Here is a 22,341-nt window from a genome sequence, read left to right on the forward strand (position 1 = left end):
GGCTCTTGTACAGTCGGAAGTCTGACTATAAAATTTTACGGGAAAACCTCATGCATGATCTACTCCTGGGGCGTGAGATAACGGTGCGGGCACTTCGTGAACAATTGCAACAATATGAGATTCATCTTGATCCGGAACAATCGGCCGTCATGATGCTGATTCACTTAACAGGACGTTTTTCGTCAATGGACCAGCAGTCTCTGGATCTGATGGATTTTGCAGTAGGGAATATTGCAGAGGAAGTGCTTGGAGAGCAATTCAACGTGTGGTTTGGTCGCGGCCCTCATGAGTGTCTGGTTATGTTTTTGCAGAATCAGGGAACGATTGAGGCTTCCCAGATGAGTCTGGAGAAGTTGAGAATCTCTGCTGAAACTTTTCGTGAACATGTCATTCGATATTTGCAAGGAGATCTATCCATGGTGGTTACACCATCATTTCCTTTTAGTGAGCTGACGACAGCTTATCGAAGAACTCTGGGGTCACTTGTCTTGTCCGGACCGGAAGAACACAAGATCATATATATGGACATGGATAAGACACTCAGCAAACGACCGGAAAATGATGCAACGCAGGCGCTCGAAGAACTGTATAAACCGCCTGTTCTGCCACAATTGCTGGAGACCAAACAGTGGGAAGCGGCAGCACGCAAGCTGAACACGGTCTTTGATGCCGCAGAACAGGTACGGTTGTCCAGGGAACACATGTATGAGATGTATCTGTCTGTAACCAATGCATTCATGTATATCGCTCATAAGCAGGGTCATCTGGTGCATGAGATCGATCATGCGGGATTCGATCTGCATCTTGCGCATCAATTGATTCAATCTCCCGAGAAGTTGCGGCGCTGGGCCACAGAGATGCTGGCGAAGCTGCAGGAGGAGTTGTCAGACCAGGGAGGTGTGCAGAGCCGAAGACATGTGATCAAGCAGGTTCAGGAACTGGTGACAAGAGATACAGGACAGGATTTGTCGGTGAAAATGATTGCCGATAAGGTGTATTTGCACCCGGTATATCTGTCGAAAATCTACAAGGCTGAAACCGGGGAAGGCCTGGGTGATTATATGATTCGTATGCGGATGGAACGTGCGCTGTATCTACTCAAGAATAGCAACAAAAAAATATACGAGATTACGAGTGAACTCGGCTATCAAAATCCGCAATATTTCAGCAAAATGTTCAAAAAACATTATGGCATGACACCGAATGAATTTCGGGATCAGGCATAATTAAGACAACATCCCAGAATATAGGTTGGCAAAGGTGCAGAAATCTTGATTTCGTATCATAGGCTCAAAGGCCTGGTCAGCCTATAATGAAAGGGTAACCAAAACGATTTAAGGGGGAACAACATGAGAGCGCAATCAACGAAAAAGAGATTTTTGTCGCTTCTCGCTACAACACTATGTCTGACTGTCGTTCTTGCAGGCTGTTCAGGAGGTAGTGGGAGCGGAGATAGTGAAACACCAAGCGCATCTGGAGCCCAAAACGAATACAAAGAAAAGTATGATCCGGAAGTCACCATTTCTACTGCATGGGGAATTGACCCTGAGCTGAAGTTTAAAAATGGCGAATCGATGGAAAATAACGTAGCAACCAAGTGGGCCAAGGATCAATTCGGCATCAATATCAATTCACTATGGTCGGTAACCGATACGAATGGGGCCTTTGCAACCAAACTTCGCCTCGCTATGTCATCTGGTCAAGATATGCCTGATATTGTAACCGTGGGTGATAATCTGCTTGCCCAAGATTTGATTGATTCTGGAATGTATCAGGAAGTGGGTCCAATGTTCGACAAATATGCTTCGGACACATGGAAAAAAGCGATGGAGCAGGATTCCAACGTATGGAACCAGTATAGTCGTGATGGCAAAAGAATGGGTATCCCTGTTCTGGACTATGCATACAACAATGATTACCTGTTGTGGATTCGCCAGGACTGGCTGGATAAGCTGAAGTTGGAAGCTCCAAAAACGATCGATGAACTCGAAACGGTGATGGATGCATTCAAAAACCAAAACCCAGATGGTTTAGCTCCGGATAAAGTTATCCCACTTAGCATTGGTTTCAAAACATCCATGAACACATGGATGGGAGATCCATCCTGGATCTTCGGAGCATACGGAACGTTGCCGTTCCAGTGGAATCTGGCTGCGGATGGCAAGCTCGAATATGGTTCCATCAATCCCGGTATGAAGCAAGGTTTGACCAAATTGAGCGAATGGCTCAAAAAAGGTTATATCCCGCAGGAAGCAGCGCTATGGGATGAGAACAAAACAGCAGAGCCAGCAGTTGCAGGCACAGCCGGCATTATTCCGGGACCTTACTGGATGAGCGGATGGCCGCTTCTGGATACTGCAAAAAATGTACCAAGTGCCGTATGGAAACCGATTGAAATTCCATCTGGTCCGGAAGGCAAAGCGATGCGTCATGGAACATCTTTTGTTAACGGTGTCATCCTGATTAAGAAGGATATGGAACATCCTGAAGCATTCTTTACGTATCAGAACTACCTGTTCGATAATTATGCAGACCCGGCTCCGGGTAGTCAGTATGATAATGGTTTGTTCGAGAAATATGATTATCAATTGGACGCAAATGGGAAACAAATGCCGATTGACGATATTGAAGGCGGATACGTGAACGTAGTACGTTATTTGCTTGTTCGTGATGGTGCTCGTATTCCAGATGCACAGATGAAGGCACTTCTGAATCTGGCTGATGGCAAAGAGCCTGAAACGAAGCTTGAGAAGGATGTGGCTGTCAACTACGGTAAAGAGACTCCTGCAGCAGCCAAAGTATTGCTAAGTCAAGAAGCAATTTCCTTCAAAAACATGTTCACAGGTCCAACAACAGCAACAATGAAATCCAAGCTGGACTATTTGAACAAAATTGAGAATCAAGCATTTAATGAAATTATCTATGGCAAAAACCCGGTTGATGCGTTTGATACATTTGTACAAACGTGGAAATCGGGTGGCGGTGACCAGATCACGCAAGAGGTCAACGCATGGTATGACGGTGTGAAAAAATAGTTTTAAGCAGCGCGCAGACGATACGGATCTGCGTGCTTTTTTTTGTTTAATCAGACTGAAGAAAAGTGGTTGATATTGTGCCATTTATATTGCTTTTATGCGCTGTTTGAACCCCGTAAAAGGCTGATATAATCGCATTATAAGCCACTCAAGAGTGCTTGAGTAGGAAGAAATACAGGGGGAGCAATCATGAGAACTTTGAAACGAAATTGGCCATTCCACGTTATGCTTTTGCCAGCCATTATCTTTCTGATTATCTTCAGTTATGTACCTATGGGCGGAATCATTATGGCATTTCAGAATTACAAGCCATGGCTTGGGATTAGCGGCTCTGAATGGGTCGGGCTGGATAACTTTAGATATTTGTTTGAACGTGAAGACAGCTTACAGGTCATCTGGAATACGTTGATCATTGCTGTACTTAAACTGATCTTTAACTTATTTGTTCCATTTGTTTTTGCCATTCTTTTGAATGAGGTTCGCAAGATGGCTATACAGCGAACCATTCAGACCCTTGTCTATTTACCTCACTTCTTGTCTTGGGTTATTCTGGGCGGAATTCTGATAGACCTGTTGTCAACCGGCGGCTTGGTTAACCGGGTACTGGGAAGCTTGGGACTGGGGCCATACTTTTTCCTTGGGGACAACAGTTGGTTCCGATCTACGGTCATTCTAACCGATGTGTGGAAGGAATTCGGCTATAACATGATCGTCTTTCTGGCTGCCCTTGCCGGGATTAATCCGGCGTTGTACGAAGCAGCAGAAATTGACGGAGCAGGACGCTGGAAACAAACCTTGCACATTACGATTCCTTCGCTTGTACCGATGCTGATGGTTGTTGGAACACTGGCGCTTGGAAATGTGCTCAACGCTGGATTTGATCAGATTTTCAACCTGTACAATCCGCTTGTATATCAGACAGGTGATATCATCGATACATTCGTATATCGTTCTGCGATGCAAAATGGTGAGATGGGCTTCGCTACAGCGATCGGATTGTTCAAATCAGTCATTAGTATGATTTTGATTCTCGTATCGTACAGCTTAGCCAAAAAATATGCAGGATACCGCATATTCTAATCGAATGAACAGAGAAAGAAGGGACCACGATGTATCATAAATCCTTGCCTTACCGCGTGTTTAATATAGTCAATACCTGCTTTCTGATCTTGGTTGCCATTATGTGTATCGTCCCGATGATTCATGTACTGGCGGTATCCTTTAGTACGAAGGCGGCTGCCGATGCCAATCTGGTTAATCTCTGGCCCGTAGGCTTCTCTCTGGAAGCATACAAAAAAACGATGAATAATCCGATTTTCCTGAATTCACTCCTGATTTCAGTGATGCGGACTGTAATCGGTACAGCAGTTACATTACTGATTACTTTCCTCGCGGCGTATCCGTTGTCCAAAGAAAACAGTGAGTTCAAAGGAAGAACGATCTACTCCTGGATTTTCGTGTTCAGCATGATTTTTAATGGAGGACTCGTTCCGTTCTATATGGTTATTCAGAAAATCGGGTTGATGGATTCCTTCTGGGTGCTGGTGCTTCCAGGCGCAGTGAACACATTCCTTGTCATCCTGATGTTGAACTTCTTCCGCGGCATTCCGAAAGAGCTGGAGGAGGCGGCACTGATGGACGGAGCTAATCATTTCAGAACGTTGTTTAGTATCTTCCTGCCGATCTCCATGCCGTCGATTGCAACGATTGCGCTGTTCAGCATGGTGTTTCACTGGAATTCCTGGTTTGATGGATTGCTCTATATGAATAATGCCAAGGATTACCCACTTGCAACATTTATGCAAACGGTCATTATTGGACGTGACATGAGTAGCATGAGCATGAATCCTAAAGAAATGGAAGCTCTCTCTCAAACCACGGTAAGAGCAGCTCAGATCTTCATCGGGAGTGCACCAATCCTGATTGTGTACCCTTTCCTGCAACGTTTCTTTGTCAAAGGAATGACACTGGGCTCAGTTAAAGGCTGAGCCTGAATTCAGAAATTGAATGGAGGTTGATACAGTGAACAACTTAAATGAAAATTCACTTATCCTGGGAATGGATGTATCTTTTATGGATGAGATCGAACAGCACGGTGGGAGTTACAGTGATATGGACGGTAAGGAACAAGACTTACTGTCCATCCTGAAGTTCAATGATGCTAATGCTATACGGCTTCGAATCTGGAATGATCCTGTAGGCGGATTCTGTAATCTGGAGCGAACGCTAGAGATAGCGAAACGAATCAAGGCACTGGGACTACAGTTCCTGCTTGATTTTCATTATTCGGATCGGTGGGCTGATCCGGCTAATCAGTGGAAACCCAAGGCATGGGAAAACCTCTCCTATGAGGAGCTTCAACGTGCTGTATGCATGTATACTGCGGATGTACTGAGGATGTTGAAAGAACATGATGCTCTTCCAGACATGGTGCAGGTTGGTAATGAAATTACGCCAGGCATGTTATGGGATGAGGGACGTGTCGGTGGGGAAGAGCATGATACAGATGAACAGTGGGAGCGTTTTGCAGGGCTTGTGAAGTATGGCATCGCTGCGGTCAAATCGGTTGACCCCTCTATCCAGATCATGATCCATATTGATCGTGGTGGAGACAACGCAGAGAGCCGCAAGTTCTATGATCGCTTTGAAGCACTGGGTGTGGAATTTGATATCATTGGCCTCTCGTACTATCCTTGGTGGCATGGAACGCTCGAAGCGTTGCGTGATAATCTGAACGACCTGGCTGAGCGTTATGGCAAACCGATTAATGTCGTTGAAACCGCTTATCCGTGGACGCTGGAACAACCGGAAGGCATCGAATGGATTATGAACGAGGAAGAACAGTTATTGCCTGGATACCCTGCCAGTGTAGAAGGTCAGACCAAATACCTGAAGGACCTGTTGCAGATTATTCGCGAAGTTCCTGGTGGTTTGGGGCACGGGTTCTATTATTGGGAACCTGCCTGGATTCCGAGTAAGGATGAATGGTCCGTCGGACATCCGAATAACTGGGGCAACCTTACCATGTTTGATTTCAAAGGTCGTAAGTTGGAATCGTTTACAGCACTAGCTGCTTCGAAACAACTAACTGCCGAGACATGTGTATAATCACGCGTAATAGCTATCGCGTACCGTATGTGAAGTGTTGTGTATCGTATATATAATAATAAAAGCATTGATTTAATAATCAAGGGAGTTGTTCGTATGACATACAAATTTCCACCCGTAAGTTCCAAAGCCCCGCATATGTTGCATGGCGCAGACTATAACCCGGAGCAGTGGCTCCGTTATCCTGAAATTCTGGAAGAAGATATTCGTTTGATGAAGCTTGCCAAGTGTAACGTCATGTCTATCGGTATCTTCTCTTGGGTATCACTTGAACCGGAAGAGGGCGTGTATACGTTTGAATGGCTGGATCAAGTGTTGGATCGTTTTGCTGCCAATGGCATTTACGCATTCCTAGCTACACCAAGTGGGGCGAGACCTGCCTGGATGTCTGCCAAGTACCCGGAAGTACTCCGTGTCTCCGAGAAGCGTGTTCGTAATCTGCATGGTTTCCGTCACAACCATTGCTACACTTCCCCGGTATACCGTGAGAAGGTTACAGAGATCAATACCAAACTGGCAGAACGTTATTCGGATCATCCGGCTGTCATCGGCTGGCATATCTCCAATGAGTTCGGTGGGGACTGTCATTGTGATTACTGTCAGGAAGCTTTCCGCAGCTGGGTTCAGAACAAGTATAAGACACTTGATGAACTGAACCACTCATGGTGGACTACATTCTGGAGTCATACCGTTACAGACTGGAGTCAAGTGGAGTCACCGGCTCCGCATGGTGAAACACAAGTACACGCGATGAATCTGGATTGGCGCCGCTTTGTTACCGATCAGACAGCTGATTTTATCGTACATGAAACGAAACCATTGAAAGCTCAAAACCCGGATCTGCCTGTCACTACCAACCTGATGGAGTTCTACGGCGGCCTGAACTATTGGAAGTTCGCTGATATTCTGGATTTCCTCTCATGGGATAGTTATCCGACTTGGCATGATGCTGAAGACGATGGGAAACAGGCATCGCGGATTGCGATGATGCATGATATCGTTCGTTCTATTAAAGGTGGACAACCTTTCCTTCTCATGGAGAGCACACCAAGTTCAACCAATTGGCAAGAGGTTAGCAAGCTGAAAAAGCCTGGTATGCATCTGCTCTCTTCTCTCCAGGCGGTCGCACACGGTTCCGACAGTGTACAGTACTTCCAATGGAGAAAAAGCCGTGGTTCCAGTGAGAAACTCCATGGCGCAGTAGTTGACCACGTTGGAACGGAACATACCCGTGTATTTCAGGATGTAACTGACGTGGGTACGGCTCTTGAAGGCATGGAAGCCATCGTGGGAACAGCAGTTCCAGCAGAAGTCGCCATCATCTTCGATTGGGAAAATCGCTGGGCTGTGAATGATTCACAAGGTCCGCGAAATATCGGCGTGAAGTATGAAGAGACAGTGGAAGACCATTACGAAGCGTTCTGGAAAAAGGGCGTAGCTGTTGACGTCATTGATATGGATGCAGATCTATCCAAGTACAAGCTGCTTATCGCTCCAATGCTCTACCTGGTTCGCGAAGGCGTAGGGGAGCGCATCGAGAAGTTTGTGGAACAAGGCGGTACATTTGTAGCGACCTATTGGTCCGGTATTGTAAACGAGAACGATCTGTGCTTCCTTGGTGGTTTCCCGGGCCCACTCCGCAAAACGCTGGGTATCTGGTCTGAGGAAATCGATGGATTGCATGACCGGGATCTGAATGGAATTATCCCGGAGAAGGGTAATGAGCTTCAGCTGAATGCAGCATATGATGCGATTGAGCTGTGTGATCTGATTCATCTGGAAGGTGCCAAATCCCTGGCAACGTATCGTTCTGACTTCTATGTCGGACGTCCTGCATTGACAGTTAATGAGCTCGGTTCAGGGAAAGCATATTACGTGGCAACACGTCTGAAAGCGCCGTTCTATGATGATTTCTATGGTCAGTTAATTGCTGACCTGAACATTGAACGTGGACTTGAAACCGATCTCCCTGCGGGTACAACGGCACACACGCGTACAGATGGGGCGGATGATTATGTCTTTGTGCAGAACTACACACCGGATGAGAAGCTAGTGACATTAGATGCACAGTCCTATACCGATCTGCTGAGCGGTGACGCTGTGGAAGCCACGATCACCTTGCAGCCATATGACATTCGTGTCCTGCGTAGACCGGTAGATCGGAAATAACGTCGAAGATGGATGCGATTCTATCGCTGATTTTATGAAAATAATAGAAATCATGAAAAGATTGTCTGGATGCCTTCTAATGAGGTGTTCGGGCAATCTTTTTATTTTGCTATTTGCCTGCTAAAGTACTTTTTCTGGACAAGATAAAGGATAAACGTGTCCGTGCAGCGAAGACAAACAGGTAACATAAACTCAAGACTAACAGTCTGGGAGGAATTGAAATGAATCAGAGAAATCTGGACGGCAACAGCATTATTATTCGGCTGGAAATGACAACAAAAGATATCAAGTTTGGCGAAGTGGCATCAGCCATCTCGGAAGCTGGTGGAGACATCATTGCCATTGACGTCATTTCGACCAATCAGGATGTCAGTGTGCGCGACTTAACCGTCGCGGTAACAGATGCACAGGATAACAGCAAAATTATAGAAGGCGTACGCCAACTCAAAGGTGTATCCATCATTAACGTATCAGATCGAACGTTCCTGCTGCATTTGGGCGGCAAGATCGAAGTAACGCCGAAGACCCCGATTCAGAATCGGGAAGATCTGTCACGTGTATACACCCCGGATGTGGCTCGGGTATGCTCAGCCATTGCGGATGAGCCAAGTAAGGCATTCTCGCTGACCATTAAGCGGAACACGGTAGCTGTAGTGTCGGATGGCAGTGCGGTGCTCGGACTGGGCAATATAGGTCCCCGTGCAGCGATGCCAGTCATGGAAGGTAAGGCGATGTTATTCAAGCAGTTTGCAGGCGTGGATGCCTTCCCGATCTGTCTGGATACTCAGGATACCGAAGAGATCATTCGAACTGTGAAAGCGATATCACCTGCTTTTGGCGGCATTAATCTGGAGGATATTTCGTCACCGCGCTGCTTCGAGATTGAACGTCGTCTAAACGAGGAATTGGATATTCCGGTATTTCATGATGACCAGCATGGTACGGCGGTAGTGTTATATGCGGGTCTGATCAATGCGCTCAAATTGGTAGGCAAGTCGATTGAGGATGTGAAGATCGTGGTCTGTGGTATTGGTGCAGCAGGTGTAGCCTGCAGTAATATCTTATTGTCTGCGGGAGCCAGTCGTCTTATTGGTGTCGATCGAGAGGGTGCGATTGTACGCACAAACACCTATGAGAATGAAGTTTGGAGTGAATATGCAGCTCGTACCAACCCGGAACTGGAGATTGGTTCATTGCGTGATGTCATTCGTGGAGCCGATGTGTTTATTGGCTTGTCACGCGGGAATCTGTTAACCCGGGAGGACGTGCAGACGATGGCGGAAGACCCAATTGTGTTTGCCATGGCAAATCCGGTACCCGAGATTATGCCAGCTGAGGTGGAAGATATCGTGGCAGTCATGGCGACAGGTCGATCCGATTATCCGAATCAGATCAATAACGTGTTATGCTTCCCGGGTATGTTCAGAGCTGTTCTGGATTGCCGGGCAACTGAAATTAATGAAGAGATGAAGCTTGCTGCAGCCCAAGCGATTGCTTCGGCTATTTCGGATGAAGAACGTGCACGGTATTATATTATTCCAAGTGTATTCAATGACAAAATCGTCAAATCGATGCGCAGCCGCGTCATCGAAGCAGCGGTCAAGACGGGTGTGGCGAGACGAATACCGCGTGAACAGGCTCGTGAAGGCGGGGAATCATAATTATGGTGGATTACTCACCAGATGCAGCAAACGGCGATGCAGCACATTCAAGTCATTCGAGACCAGTGGATGGCACGTCTGTGGGAGAGGCCATCCTGCGTGCTGCGCGTTCCTTTGTTCAAGGAGATTCATCCCAACACACCGATGGACATGACTGGCCGCATATCGAACGGGTAACTGCACTTGCGGTTGAACTCGCTCATCGAATGGGTGCAGATCCATTGGTCTGTGAACTCGCTGCATTATTACATGATGTACCGGATGAGAAGCTGAATGAAAGCCTGGAAGCCGGGATGGCGAAACTGAATGCCTGGCTGGATACCCAGCCGCTTGCTCCTGATACGCGTGCTGCGGTTGTGGGTATTATCAGCGCAATCTCGTATGCGGGAGGGCAGCGTGCTGCGGTCAGCTCGCTGGAAGCGCAGGTTGTACAGGATGCAGATCGTCTCGATGCATTGGGGGCCATTGGAATCGCGCGGACCTTTGCATTTGCTGGAGCAAGGGGGCGCGAGATGTATGATCCATCCCTTGCCCCACGGGAGCAGATGACCCGTGAGGAATATCGCAATGGGCGCAGCACAACGATTAATCATTTTTACGAAAAGCTGTTCAAGCTCAAGGATCTGATGAATACGTCCTACGCCAAGGAACTGGCGGAGCAACGTCATGATTATATGGTGCAGTTCGTGAACCAGTTCAAGAAGGAATGGGAAGGCACGGATCGTTAGACAGGCAGGATAAGCGGGATGATTTAACAGAATGACGATTACACAGAGGTATAATAAGTAACAGAGGCGAATCTTTGAAGTGGCGTAAATCCATTTTGAAGATTTTCTTCTTTTTCGGTTAATAATGTGTATGAACATACATAAATCGGATTGGTGTGGGTTTTTGTTGTGCACTCTAATGTACACTTGTTTATTTTTGGACGAATGACATGGCAACGGAAGAGTGTCCATGGTACAATAAATCGTTCTACTGAACGAATTCAGGCAAAAAAAGAAATATGGGGTAATCATGAACATGATCATCAAGCTTAAAAAATCAGGTTCGGTAAAGAGGAGGGTTCACCATGTCATTTGGTGCACGTGTACTTAAGACGGGGATCGCGGTCACGCTTGCCCTGTACCTTAGCAGCCTGTTCTTGAACCCGCAATCTCCCGTGCCCGCCGCAATTGCGGCTATATTTGCCATGCAGCCTTCCATCTACCGTTCCTGGAAGTACTTCCTGGATCAGCTGCAAACGACCACGCTCGGGGCCATTGTGGCTCTGGTAGGGGGCATGGTGTTATCCAATGAACCGATCGCGGTTGGATTAATTATTGTGCTCGTCATTATGATTTGTCTTAAATTGAATATGGGTGAGACGGTTGGACTCACACTGGTCACGGTCGTATCTATAATGGAAGCCTCGGGTGACTGGCATTTTGCATTAAATCGTTTTTTGCTGACACTTGTTGGTATTGTATCGGCGTTTCTCATCAACATTACGGTATTTCCTCCGAAACCTAAGCTGCAGTTCGTGAAGCAAATTCAGAGTGTATTCAGCGGTATGTCATTGCTTCTGCGAACCTCGATCTCGGATGAGATCAAGGAAGTCGTATTCCGGGATGAGAAAAGCAATCTGGGCGGCTCCATTAAGTCACTGTCCGATAAGTATAATCTGTTCGAAGAGGAACAGAAGAAGATGAAACGTGCGAAATTCAGCGAGACCAGGCAGATGGTTGTCTACAAACAGATGCTGCTGAGTCTTCAAAAAGGATACGAGGTGCTGGATTCGGTAGAACGCCACTATTTTCAGGCACCGAGGACACCGGCTATGGATCAGTTTTTTGACTCCCATCTGGAACTGGTTATCAAATTCCATGAGCATGCACTGCTCAAGTTTGAAGATAAGCTGAAGCCGAACGGGGAAGAGGCTGCACAATTTATATTGAATAATGATCGTTTCATGGAGCAGGCGATCACTGAGTTTGATATCGACAAGGACGGGATGTTGAGATTATCGATCGTAGCTGCTGCGATCTATGATTACGGATATCAGCTGGAACGTTTGAATCGACTTGCCGAACATGTGCACAGCTCCAGTGAAGACAAAGAGTCACAGGACAAAATTCTGAATTGGCTCAAGTGGCCGTAAGAACAAATTGCACAGCCGCTTCAAGATCATATACAATGGAATTACAACATAACCCGGACGACCGCGTCCGGGTTGTTTGGCATACTTAACGCCCGACCGAATTCTAATGAACCGAGGGATAGAGATCATGATCATACAACAGCTGGATACTGAAATGATAGAATGGCTGAATGGAATGAATCTGGAACATAAGCAGCATGAAGCGATGCAACTACTGACTGTATGTGAGGATCAGTGGCCCCATCAGGCGATGATCAGTATAGGGGAAGTAATTGCCGTGAGTCCGAACCAGCTTCGACTGGCTCTGTGGCAAGGTACTCAGACCAGTATGAACATGAGTAAAACGGGTAAGGCTACCTTGATTGCAGTTCATGGACATCAACTGCTGCATATCCGTCTGGAAGTAAGCATGCTGCCCGAGATTAAGGGGGCCGTTCATCCGAGAGATCGTTTTGAAGCCCACGTGGTTCATATACGTGTGGATCACGCGCCATATGCGGAAATCACTTCAGGTATAACCTTTCAATTAAAAGATGAACTTGAGGCAATTACACGCTGGAAAGAGACCATTGAAGAATTACGAAAGTAGAAACATCAGTGGCTTACTCCGTTGAGCAATAGGTGGGTTGGGTAATAATGATGAAGAAAGAAAACAACAAAAAACGCCTCCGCTTGCATCGGGACGCTGTCACTGGTAAAATTAAAAATGGTTTTCAGAAATTAGAACTAATTAACATAAAATCAAAATGTTTCCTTTCTAATAATTATACCATTACCTTTTCGGGCTTGTCAAATGGGATTTTGAGGACACAATCCGGGGAAAGAGGGGCTATTAACATATGAGTACAGAGCAGCAGTGGAGCACGGAACAACAGCGGGTTAACACCGTAACGGATCAGATTGAACGCAAAATCTCCACCCTTGAAGAAGAAGAAGGTTCTTTCCGCGACGAAGTGGTTGGGATGAGAAAAGATTTTTGGGACGAAGTTACGATGAACTTCAGCGAAGCAGACGATGTCGGAGAGACATCAACCAGCATGAGGCAGCAGTCACAGGTACTGTCCGATCGGGAGCGCAGCCATATCAATACAACGGCTGCGTTGGACAAAATGAAACGACTGCATCATTCACCGTACTTTGGCCGCATTGACTTCAAGGAAGACGGATACCCGGATGCTGAACGTATTTACCTGGGCATTGCATCGTTGCTGGATGAGCAGGAGGAATCGTTTCTGGTCTATGACTGGCGTGCGCCAATCTCTAACTTGTATTACGATGGCGCACCAGGTCCAATCACGTATCATACACCAAGTGGAGAAATCAGCGGCGATATCGAGATGAAGCGGCAGTTTGTCATTCGGGATGGAAAGATCCGATTTATGTTTGACACAGGGGTAACCATTGGTGATGAGTTGTTGCAGGCTGTGCTCAGTCGAACGTCGGATGCACAGATGAAAAGTATTGTAGCGACCATTCAGAAGGAACAGAACCGGATTATTCGTAATGACCGGACACGCATGCTCATCGTGCAAGGCGCAGCGGGCAGTGGCAAAACATCCGCGGCGCTCCAGCGCGTGGCGTATCTTCTCTACAAATACCGCGAGCATCTGCAAGCGGATCAGATGGTTCTTTTTTCGCCAAATCCGATGTTTAACAGTTATGTCTCCACGGTATTGCCTGAGCTTGGGGAGGAAAACATGCTGCAAACGACCTTCCAGGAATATCTGGAACGCCGTCTGGGTCGTGAATATCAGCTGGAAGATCCATTCATTCAGCTCGAATATGTGCTTACGGGCACGGAAGATCCCGATTACGATGCACGCATGTCTGGCATTCAATTCAAGTCGTCGGAATCTTTCCTGAAGGTCATTACGGGTTATAAGGAAAGCATGCTCTCAGGTGGTATGAAATTCAAGCCGGTTCGCTTCCAGGGTCGGGCTGTTGTAACGGCTGAAGCCATAGCTGAGAAATTCTACAGTTTCGAGTCATCCGTCAAGCTGGTGAGCCGACTGGAGTTGTTGCGAGACTGGATGCTGAAAGAACTGTCGGCCTTTGGTAAAGGTGAACTGGATGCGTCTTGGGTCGATCAGCAGCTTGATCTGATGGAGCCGGAGGATCTGCAACGTGCTTATCAGCGGTTGAAGCGCAAGCAAAAAGGAAAGACCCATACCTTCAATGACTTCGAGCAGGAAAGAGAAATTCTGGCTCGAATGGTTGTCAGTGATCGGCTTAAACCGTTGCGCAAATGGATCAAGTCCTTGCGATTTGTCGATGTACGACAGTTATACGCGCATTTGTTCAACGATCAGGCTCAACTGGTGAACCTGCTGGGTGAAGAAGCGCTGCCAGCTCATTGGGAAGAAGTCTGTAACATGACTTTACGCAGGTTGAAGCTTCAGGAGTTGGCTTATGAAGATATTACGCCATACTTGTACCTGCGCGAGCTTCTGCTTGGATTCCGTATTAACTCCAATATCCGTCATGTCATTATTGATGAGGCCCAGGATTATTCTGCGTTTCAGCTGGCCTTTATGAAGAGATTGTTTCCACGGGCGAAAATAACAGCACTCGGTGATTTCAATCAGGCGATCTATGCCCATTCTTCTGTTCTCAGTGGAACAGGACCATTGACTAACCTGTACGGACCAGACAATACGGAAGTCATCGAGCTGACGAGAAGTTATCGTTCAACCCGGGAGATTGTGGAGTTTACCCGTGGCATGGTTCCAGGTGGCGAGGAGATCATTCCGTTTAACCGTAGTGGCGAGAAACCCAAGATTATTGTCTCTTCCGATCGTGAGCGTCATATGGAGCTTATCAAAGCAGACCTTAATCATTTCATTGAGGAAGGTTATGAATCGGTGGCGGTCATCTGCAAAACTGCCGAAGAGAGTAGAGACGTACATGCCGCATTGAGTAAGGAACTACCCACAGCACCTAAGTTAATCAAAAAAACAACGCTTGCCTTTGAGCAGGGGGTTCATGTCATTCCTGCGTATCTGGCCAAAGGTGTGGAGTTTGATGCTGTCCTGATCTATGACGGTTCTGCAGAGCAGTATGCTCAAGAGCATGAACGCAAGCTGTTCTACACCGCTTGTACCCGGGCGATGCATTTGTTACATGTCTACTGCGTTGGAACACCGAGTCCGTTCATTACCTCCCAGTCTGAAGAATGGTATGATCTTGGCAAAGTATCAGCGGCTCAAGTGGACTGATGATGGCATACTCTCATCTGTATGAAGAAGACTTCCGTGTATTGCGACGGGAGTCTTTCTGTATATTAAGCCATGAAGATAGAGAGAAATCAGTTATGCAAGGGAAGTATACGTGATGAGCTTCCAGACATGGCTGATCGTATGAATAAACATTCCTGACATGTATTCGAAGGATTGGGTTCCGTGGATAAATAGGGCTACGTAATTTGTATTCCTGCACAATGGATGTGATTTTTCTTTACATAGGAGGTTCGGACTCATATAATCGTAACAATATATTTTTTTGGATCGTTTATTAAAGGAGGCAGCAACATGAACAAACTATCTTTTGAACGGCCGCTAATGGCCGACTGCGTACCGGATCTGGTCGCTACAGCCCGGGGAGACTTGCCAGCGACTTTGGTCATTCGGAACGGTACGCTGGTCAATGTAATATCCGGTGAGATTTTATCAGGAATGTCCATAGCAGTCCAGGGAGCACGAATTGCTTATGTCGGCAAAGATGTAAGCCACACCATCGGAGAACATACTCGGATTATTGAAGCGGACGGCAAATATATGGCTCCCGGCTTGTTGGATGGACACTGTCATATTGAGAGCACACAGATGAAAGTATCCGAGTTCGCAAGAGCAGTATTGCCGTCAGGTACGACCGGAGGTTTCTTTGACCCGCATGAGATCTCCAACGTGCTTGGACTCCGAGGTCTGAGACTGATGTTGGATGAGGCTCGGACTACACCTATGGCTGCTTATATGCAGGTCGCTTCGTGTGTACCTTCCACCCATCCAGGGTTGGAGACAACAGGTGCCTATATAGGGCCTGAAGAGGTGGCTGAAGCCCTTTCCTGGGGTCCGGACATGATTGGGCTTGGTGAAGTCATGAACTTCCCTGGGGTCGTGTACGGGGACGAAACGATGATTGGTGAGATACAGGCGACCTTGCGGGCGGGTAAAGTGGCGGACGGCCATTTCACTTGGGCAGCAGATGACTGGCGTCTGCCAGCTTACGCAGCGAGTGGTGTTACAGGGGATCATGAGTGTGTAACGAAGGAAGACGTGGTGGAACGTCTGCGACTCGGCATGTACGCGAAGATGCGTCAGGGGTCGGCATGGCATGATGTGGCAGAGACGATCAAAGCCTGCACCGAGCTGGGGCTCGATACACGTCGTATGATGCTGGTAACGGATGACCGAAGCTCCGAATCCCTGCTGAAAGAAGGACATATGGACTTTGTCGTTCGTCTGGCGATCTCCCAAGGTGTGAAGCCGGTTACGGCTTTCCAGATGGCTACGCTTAACACGGCTGAGCGTTTCGGTGTTGCGCGTGATATAGGTGCAGTCATTCCAGGGAATATAGCCGATATTATTCTGCTGGACGGCCGTCTGGCGGATGTACGTGTGGGCATGACAATCGCTGCAGGGCAAGTGGTGGCCGAGAATGGGAAAATGACGGCGGTCTGGGATAGCTTCACGTATCCGGAGGAAGCGCTGAACACCGTGAAGCTGGAAGCCAATATTCAGCCAGAGGATCTGGAGCTTGCAGCACCGATTTCAGATGGGACGATTGGTGCCAAAATCATTCATGTGACCGAAAACCATGTGGATACGAAGGAAAAACATCTGCCTGTTAAAGTACAGAACGGTAAGGTGATCGTGTCCACCTCAGGAGAAATCTGCAAGATTGCAGTAATGGAACGTCACAAACAAACCGGAAATCGGGCAGTTGCTCTGGTTGGAGGCATCGGATTCACCTCGCCGGCGGCGATTGCAATGACGGTTGCTCATGATAGTCACAATCTGTTAATTATCGGTAACGATGATACGCTGATGGCGGAAGCCGGTAACCGTGTAATTGATATGCAGGGCGGGGTAGCCGTCGTAACGGCAGCGGGTGTAACCGAATTTCCGCTACGAATCGCAGGTTTGATGTCAACCGAATCTTTCGAAGTGGTCGCGGCCCAATCGGCAGCAGTCAGTGAAGCATTGCAGTCTGCAGGGTGTACGTTAAATAATGCGTTCATGACCCTATCCTTGCTCGCGCTGGTTGTGATTCCGGAACTGCGATTGTCTGACAAGGGGCTTGTACGGATCTCGGCAGAAGGTATTGAACTCGTGTCTTTGTTTGACGACACGGTTGACAATGCATCGGGTGCTCCAGCTGGTAATGAATGAACTGAAACTCTTATCAGAGGATAAATAAATCGGGTTATATGAAGGCCGCCTATAGGCGGTTTTTTCGTATTTTGTGAGAAAACGCTTTCTAGGTCTTCTGGAGCTTATACTTTATATGAAAATAATGACTCAAGTCGTAATGAAAGAAAGATGAATATAGTAAACGGATTAAAATTTGTGACTTTTGAACTATACATACAGAACTATGAATTCCCGAAATAAGTTATATGATGCTTTCGTCGTGAGTCTTAAAGATGATATTGCATATAGAAGCAATCGAATTCGTCGAATTGCAATAAGTCTCTATAAAATGCATAGGAAACGACACGATTTCATCCAGATGAGCACGTCAGAGCTGCAAAACTTCAGAGGGAGTGTACAAATATGAAAAGCAAAAGAGGTTACCGTTTTATCTTGTTGATCATTTGTTTTATCCTGTGTGCGAGTACAGCCTGTTCTTCCAAAGCCATCGCTGATGGTTCAGTCGACAGTTATGAGACCATTCACGGGAAGCTTGATGTACCTGTGAGAGCAACGTGGGTGTGGGATACAACCCAGATCAGAAGTAATCCACAGGACATATTGAATTTCGCGACAGTGAACAAGATCAATACGATCTATCTACAGATGAATCGCGATGTGAAGATTCCTGAGTATAAAAGCTTTATCCGCCAGGCAAGAGTCCAGAACATTGCGGTTGACGTTATGGATGGAAGATCAGCCTGGGGGCTGACAGAAAGTCGGGAACAGATCGCATCCTTCCTGGACTGGATCGAAGCGTATCAGAATCAGGCTTTGTCGAGTGAGAAGTTTGCGGGTATTCATCTGGATATTGAACCGCATGTGCATCCACAGTGGAAAGTTAATCAGGCCAGCGTCATTACGCAGTGGCAAGGAAATGTGAACTATATTGTTGAGCGGGCAGCGCGCATGAAGATGCCTGTAGCGGCTGATCTGCCGTTCTGGCTGGATAATTACAAAATTCCAGGATCAACCATGGCGGTTAGCAGCTGGATGATCCGCAAGTTCGACTCCATCACCATTATGGCTTACCGTGATACAGCTGCTGCGATCTATAGTGTAGCGAAGGATGAGCTTGTAGAGGCAGCCTTGCTTGGTAAACAAATATCCATAGCCGTGGAAACGAAGCAGAGTAAGGAAGGCGACTTCATTACGTTCTACGAAGAGGGATCTGTTTATATGGAAGCACAACTGAAGTTGGTCGAGAAAATGGCTTCAGCACATGCATCCTTTAATGGTTTCTCGGTACATGAGTACACCTCATGGAAGACGTTGAAAAAGTAAGTGACTGTTAAGGTTGTAGTGCAATACTAGTCGCAACATTCTAGAGAGTTCCAACGGAGCCAATGTGACCTATATGAGCTGGTTTGTTCGTTTGGGTAGTCTGCTGTTGTTTATACCAGTGCAGCCTCCATGGCTACGTTCTCGTAGAACATTTTGCGATACTGTGAAGGCGTGGTACTTTTATGCTTTTTGAACGTGGTAATGAAGTAGCTTAGATGTTCGAAACCGACATCCATGGCGATATCAACGATTTTGTGATCGGTATTCTCAAGCTGAACACAGGCCTGTTGAACGCGGTAATAGTTAATATAATCTACAGGGGTTTTCTGCACCATCTGTTTGAAAAAACGACAGAAGTGCCCTTCGCTCATATTGGCCTCATCGGCCAGTTCTTTCAGCTTCAATGGCTCGGGATAACGCTTGTGGATATATCCGAGCACGGATTTCAAACGTTCGATCTTATCATGGCTTCCGGTAGCCACGCTGCCTCTCTGCGGAGCAGTTCTCATATGTTCAAACATACGTGCAAAGATGAGATACAGGTACGCTTTCGTTGACATCTCACATGTGTCTGTTCCGCGTGCATGATCGGCAAATATACGCTTCAGATGTTCCAGGATCTCACATCCCCAACCTTCATCCGCCTTGATATGAAACGGGGGAATCACGGTTTTGCGTACGAGTGGACCGATGAATTTCTCCTGTACCGTATCGAAGGTTCGGCTGCCGAGCAGCTCGGGATTAAACACAATGGAAGAGAATACACAGGGAATGTCGCCCTTTAAATAGCCTGTATGGATCTCACCCCGATTGATGAAAATCGCTTCACCTGCCTTGACCTCAACCGTGTTCATATCAATCTGAAAAACAGCACAGCCTTCGGTCACCATGGTGAACTCCATCTCATCATGCCAGTGGCAATCCAGAATGATGTCGCCATTCAATTGTTGAATATCCGGGTACACACTGACGGGATACATGGCATTGCCGTGAATCCGATCCTCCCGTAATCGTTCACGTTCCATAGTAACTACTCCTTTTGTCACATTATTATTGTAATCGTTTCCATGGTTTGGTGATGTTGATCCAAAATTAGGGGTTAAATATCAAAATCGTGATATATTTGGTCAAAATAAGAGAAGAAATTCATTATTAATATCAATATTATTATAGTATAACCGAAGGGGGAAAGAAAACATGAAATTTACTGATGGATTCTGGATGACTCGTGAAGGGTACCATGTTCAAAACCCGACTGACATTCGTGATATTGTGCAAAAAGAAGATTCTTTGACCGTATATGCGGCAACTAAATATATTCGCTCCAAAGGCGACACATTGAACGGTACATTGCTTAAAGCAACGTACAGCTCACCTATGCCTAATGTTATTCGTGTAACCTTGAATCACCATAAGGGCGGCGTGAAAAAAGGGCCTGAATTTGAGCTTAACCATCAAGATGTGAAAGTAGACATCTCCAAAAATGAACAAGGCGCTGTTCTGAAAAGCGGCAATCTGGAAGTTCACATCGACAAAACGAACGGTTGGGACGTCAGCTTCCTGTATGGAGGAAAACGGATTACAGGTAGCGGTCAAAGAGCGGCAGGTTATATTACAGGTCCGTGCAAGGAAGCGTACTTCCGCGAGCAGCTGGATCTCGGTATTGGTGAATACGTTTACGGACTCGGTGAGCGCTTCACACCGTTTGTTAAGAATGGTCAAATCGTAGATACCTGGAATGAGGACGGCGGTACAAGCAGTGAACAGTCCTATAAGAACATTCCGTTCTATTTATCCAATAAAGGATATGGCGTATTTGTAAACCATCCTGAACGCGTATCGTATGAGATTGCCTCTGAGAATGTATCTAAAGTGCAGTTCAGCGTAGAAGGCGAGACGTTGGAATACTTCATTATCGGCGGTGACAATCCTAAGGATGTACTTGATAACTATACACAATTAACAGGTAAACCAGCGCTTCCACCTGCGTGGACGTTTGGTCTGTGGCTGACAACATCATTCACAACGGATTATGACGAAGCAACGGTTAACCATTTCGTAGATGGCATGGCTGAACGTGATCTTCCGCTGTCTGTATTCCATTTTGACTGCTTCTGGATGAAGGAGTACCAATGGTCTGATTTTGTGTGGGATGAAGCGATGTTCCCGGACCCGGAAGGCATGCTTGCACGTTTGAAAGACAAAGGTCTCAAAATATGCGCTTGGATCAATCCGTATATTGCAGAAAAATCCTACTTGTTCGATGAAGGTATGGAGAACGGTTATCTGGTCAAAACAGCGGATGGCAGCGTATGGCAATGGGATCTGTGGCAAGCAGGTATGGCTCTGGTTGATTTCACGAATCCGGATGCTGTGAATTGGTATAAGAGTAAGCTGGAAGTCTTGCTTGATCAAGGTGTGGATTCATTCAAGACAGACTTTGGGGAAAGAATTCCGACAGATGTCGTGTATTTCGATGGCTCTGATCCGGTTAAAATGCACAACTATTATACACAGCTCTATAACAAGGCTGTATTTGAATTGCTTGAAGAGAAGATTGGCAAAAACGAAGCTGCCCTGTTTGCACGCTCTGCAACAGCAGGGGGCCAACAGTTCCCGGTTCACTGGGGCGGGGACTGTTCTTCCACATATGAATCGATGGCTGAATCCCTTCGTGGCGGCCTGTCGCTTGGCCTTTCCGGTTTCGGATTCTGGAGCCATGATATCAGTGGCTTTGAAAGCACAGCGAGCCCTGATGTATACAAACGCTGGGTACAATTCGGACTTTTATCTTCTCACAGCCGTCTACACGGAAGCACTTCGTATCGTGTGCCTTGGTTGTTTGACGAGGAATCCGTGGACATTGTTCGTGACTTTACCAAACTCAAAATCAGCCTGATGCCGTACCTGTACAATTCTGCGGTGGAGTCGACGGTAAGAGGTATTCCGATGATGCGCGCTATGCTGCTGGATTTCCCAGAGGACCCAACAACATTCAGCCTGGATACGCAATACATGTTCGGTGATTCGATCCTGGTAGCTCCAATCTTCAACAAGGAAGGTGATGTTCGTTACTACCTGCCTGAAGGAACTTGGACGAACTATCTGACAGGAGCGAAAGTACAAGGCGGACGCTGGATCAGTGAGAACCATGATTTCAAAACACTGCCAATGATGATCAAACCAAACAGCCTGATCGCTGTAGGTGCTGTGGATAGCAAACCGGATTATGATTTTGCGAATGATGTGTCCTTGCACTTGTTCGAACTGGCTGAGGGTCAAACGACTCAAGCTGTCGTTGTGAACCAAGCTGCTGAACAGGAACTGAAAGTTAACGTTACACGTAGTGGATCGGTTCTAGAGGTTCGTGCTGAAGGTGCAGGCAAACCATGGAACATCGTGCTTCGTGGCATTGAAAATGTATCCGGGGTTGAAGGTGGTTCCCAGGTATCTGGAGCGACTGGTGTAGTCGTGACGGCAACTGAAGGTGCGACTTCGCTTACAATCCAACTGTAAAATGATATAGTAGATGAAGA

At 46.8% G+C, this 22,341-nt stretch carries 16 protein-coding genes; 15 read left to right on the plus strand and 1 reads right to left on the minus strand.

The window, feature by feature from the left end:
• From C0Q44_RS29065 to C0Q44_RS29130, 14 genes are all read left to right on the plus strand, one after another.
• Positions 1-1,226 (plus strand): helix-turn-helix transcriptional regulator (locus C0Q44_RS29065; RefSeq protein ID WP_105410622.1); only part of this gene is annotated, 1,226 nt, incomplete at its 5' end.
• A gap of 123 nt (positions 1,227-1,349) precedes the next feature.
• Positions 1,350-3,035 (plus strand): type 2 periplasmic-binding domain-containing protein, encoded by a 1,686-nt coding sequence (locus C0Q44_RS29070; protein ID WP_105410623.1) that lies wholly within the window; start codon positions 1,350-1,352, stop codon positions 3,033-3,035.
• A 189-nt stretch (positions 3,036-3,224) separates the two neighbouring features.
• The gene (locus C0Q44_RS29075; RefSeq protein WP_105410624.1) at positions 3,225-4,115 is read left to right on the plus strand and encodes an ABC transporter permease; all 891 of its coding nucleotides are present in this window, start codon (positions 3,225-3,227) and stop codon (positions 4,113-4,115) included.
• A gap of 29 nt (positions 4,116-4,144) precedes the next feature.
• Entirely contained in the window at positions 4,145-5,023 is an 879-nt protein-coding gene (locus C0Q44_RS29080; protein WP_105410625.1) for a carbohydrate ABC transporter permease, read from the plus strand.
• Between the two features lie 34 nt (positions 5,024-5,057).
• Positions 5,058-6,143: a glycoside hydrolase family 53 protein gene (locus C0Q44_RS29085; protein WP_105410626.1), complete on the plus strand. Its 1,086-nt coding sequence runs from the start codon at positions 5,058-5,060 to the stop codon at positions 6,141-6,143.
• Positions 6,144-6,239: 96 nt separating this feature from the next.
• Complete coding sequence (locus C0Q44_RS29090; protein WP_105410627.1) at positions 6,240-8,312, plus strand: beta-galactosidase; 2,073 nt, start codon at positions 6,240-6,242, stop codon at positions 8,310-8,312.
• Between the two features lie 221 nt (positions 8,313-8,533).
• The gene (locus C0Q44_RS29095; protein ID WP_105410628.1) at positions 8,534-9,973 is read left to right on the plus strand and encodes an NAD-dependent malic enzyme; all 1,440 of its coding nucleotides are present in this window, start codon (positions 8,534-8,536) and stop codon (positions 9,971-9,973) included.
• A 2-nt stretch (positions 9,974-9,975) separates the two neighbouring features.
• On the plus strand, positions 9,976-10,701 hold the full coding sequence (locus C0Q44_RS29100) for an HD domain-containing protein (RefSeq protein WP_258166620.1): 726 nt from the start codon (positions 9,976-9,978) through the stop codon (positions 10,699-10,701).
• A 344-nt stretch (positions 10,702-11,045) separates the two neighbouring features.
• Positions 11,046-12,113, plus strand: coding sequence for an FUSC family protein (locus C0Q44_RS29105; protein ID WP_105410629.1), 1,068 nt, complete (start codon positions 11,046-11,048; stop codon positions 12,111-12,113).
• 127 nt (positions 12,114-12,240) lie between these two features.
• A complete protein-coding gene (locus C0Q44_RS29110) occupies positions 12,241-12,702 on the plus strand; it encodes a hypothetical protein (protein ID WP_105410630.1) in 462 nt (153 codons plus the stop codon).
• Between the two features lie 47 nt (positions 12,703-12,749).
• A complete protein-coding gene (locus C0Q44_RS29115; RefSeq protein ID WP_105410631.1) occupies positions 12,750-12,956 on the plus strand; it encodes a hypothetical protein in 207 nt (68 codons plus the stop codon).
• Entirely contained in the window at positions 12,953-15,328 is a 2,376-nt protein-coding gene (helD, locus tag C0Q44_RS29120) for an RNA polymerase recycling motor HelD (protein WP_105410632.1), read from the plus strand. Before C0Q44_RS29115 ends, helD begins: the two co-directional genes overlap by 4 nt.
• 312 nt (positions 15,329-15,640) lie before the next feature.
• Positions 15,641-17,500: an adenine deaminase gene (ade, locus tag C0Q44_RS29125; RefSeq protein ID WP_105410633.1), complete on the plus strand. Its 1,860-nt coding sequence runs from the start codon at positions 15,641-15,643 to the stop codon at positions 17,498-17,500.
• Positions 17,501-17,884: 384 nt separating this feature from the next.
• Positions 17,885-18,805 (plus strand): hypothetical protein, encoded by a 921-nt coding sequence (locus C0Q44_RS29130; RefSeq protein WP_105410634.1) that lies wholly within the window; start codon positions 17,885-17,887, stop codon positions 18,803-18,805.
• Between the two features lie 110 nt (positions 18,806-18,915).
• Here the strand turns inward: C0Q44_RS29130 and C0Q44_RS29135 are convergent, their stop codons facing one another.
• Positions 18,916-19,830 (minus strand): AraC family transcriptional regulator, encoded by a 915-nt coding sequence (locus C0Q44_RS29135; protein ID WP_105410635.1) that lies wholly within the window; start codon positions 19,828-19,830, stop codon positions 18,916-18,918.
• A 172-nt stretch (positions 19,831-20,002) separates the two neighbouring features.
• Between C0Q44_RS29135 and yicI the strand changes: the two genes are divergently transcribed.
• Positions 20,003-22,321, plus strand: a complete 2,319-nt coding sequence (yicI, locus tag C0Q44_RS29140) for an alpha-xylosidase (RefSeq protein ID WP_105410636.1) — start codon at positions 20,003-20,005, stop codon at positions 22,319-22,321.
• The last annotated feature ends 20 nt before the right edge of the window (positions 22,322-22,341 follow it).

The organism is Paenibacillus sp. PCH8 (genome assembly GCF_002968835.1).
GTDB lineage: Bacteria > Bacillota > Bacilli > Paenibacillales > Paenibacillaceae > Paenibacillus.

Bases quoted from the DNA above. Each gene is read 5' to 3' on its own strand.
- C0Q44_RS29135 (WP_105410635.1), bottom strand. From the start codon at position 19,830: ATGGAACGTGAACGATTACGGGAGGATCGGATTCACGGCAATGCCATG.
- C0Q44_RS29075 (WP_105410624.1), top strand. From the start codon at position 3,225: ATGAGAACTTTGAAACGAAATTGGCCATTCCACGTTATGCTTTTGCCA.
- C0Q44_RS29100 (WP_258166620.1), top strand. From the start codon at position 9,976: ATGGTGGATTACTCACCAGATGCAGCAAACGGCGATGCAGCACATTCA.
- C0Q44_RS29105 (WP_105410629.1), top strand. From the start codon at position 11,046: ATGTCATTTGGTGCACGTGTACTTAAGACGGGGATCGCGGTCACGCTT.
- yicI (WP_105410636.1), top strand. From the start codon at position 20,003: ATGAAATTTACTGATGGATTCTGGATGACTCGTGAAGGGTACCATGTT.
- C0Q44_RS29090 (WP_105410627.1), top strand. From the start codon at position 6,240: ATGACATACAAATTTCCACCCGTAAGTTCCAAAGCCCCGCATATGTTG.
- C0Q44_RS29110 (WP_105410630.1), top strand. From the start codon at position 12,241: ATGATCATACAACAGCTGGATACTGAAATGATAGAATGGCTGAATGGA.
- helD (WP_105410632.1), top strand. From the start codon at position 12,953: ATGAGTACAGAGCAGCAGTGGAGCACGGAACAACAGCGGGTTAACACC.
- C0Q44_RS29095 (WP_105410628.1), top strand. From the start codon at position 8,534: ATGAATCAGAGAAATCTGGACGGCAACAGCATTATTATTCGGCTGGAA.
- C0Q44_RS29130 (WP_105410634.1), top strand. From the start codon at position 17,885: ATGAAAAGCAAAAGAGGTTACCGTTTTATCTTGTTGATCATTTGTTTT.
- C0Q44_RS29115 (WP_105410631.1), top strand. From the start codon at position 12,750: ATGATGAAGAAAGAAAACAACAAAAAACGCCTCCGCTTGCATCGGGAC.
- ade (WP_105410633.1), top strand. From the start codon at position 15,641: ATGAACAAACTATCTTTTGAACGGCCGCTAATGGCCGACTGCGTACCG.
- C0Q44_RS29080 (WP_105410625.1), top strand. From the start codon at position 4,145: ATGTATCATAAATCCTTGCCTTACCGCGTGTTTAATATAGTCAATACC.
- C0Q44_RS29070 (WP_105410623.1), top strand. From the start codon at position 1,350: ATGAGAGCGCAATCAACGAAAAAGAGATTTTTGTCGCTTCTCGCTACA.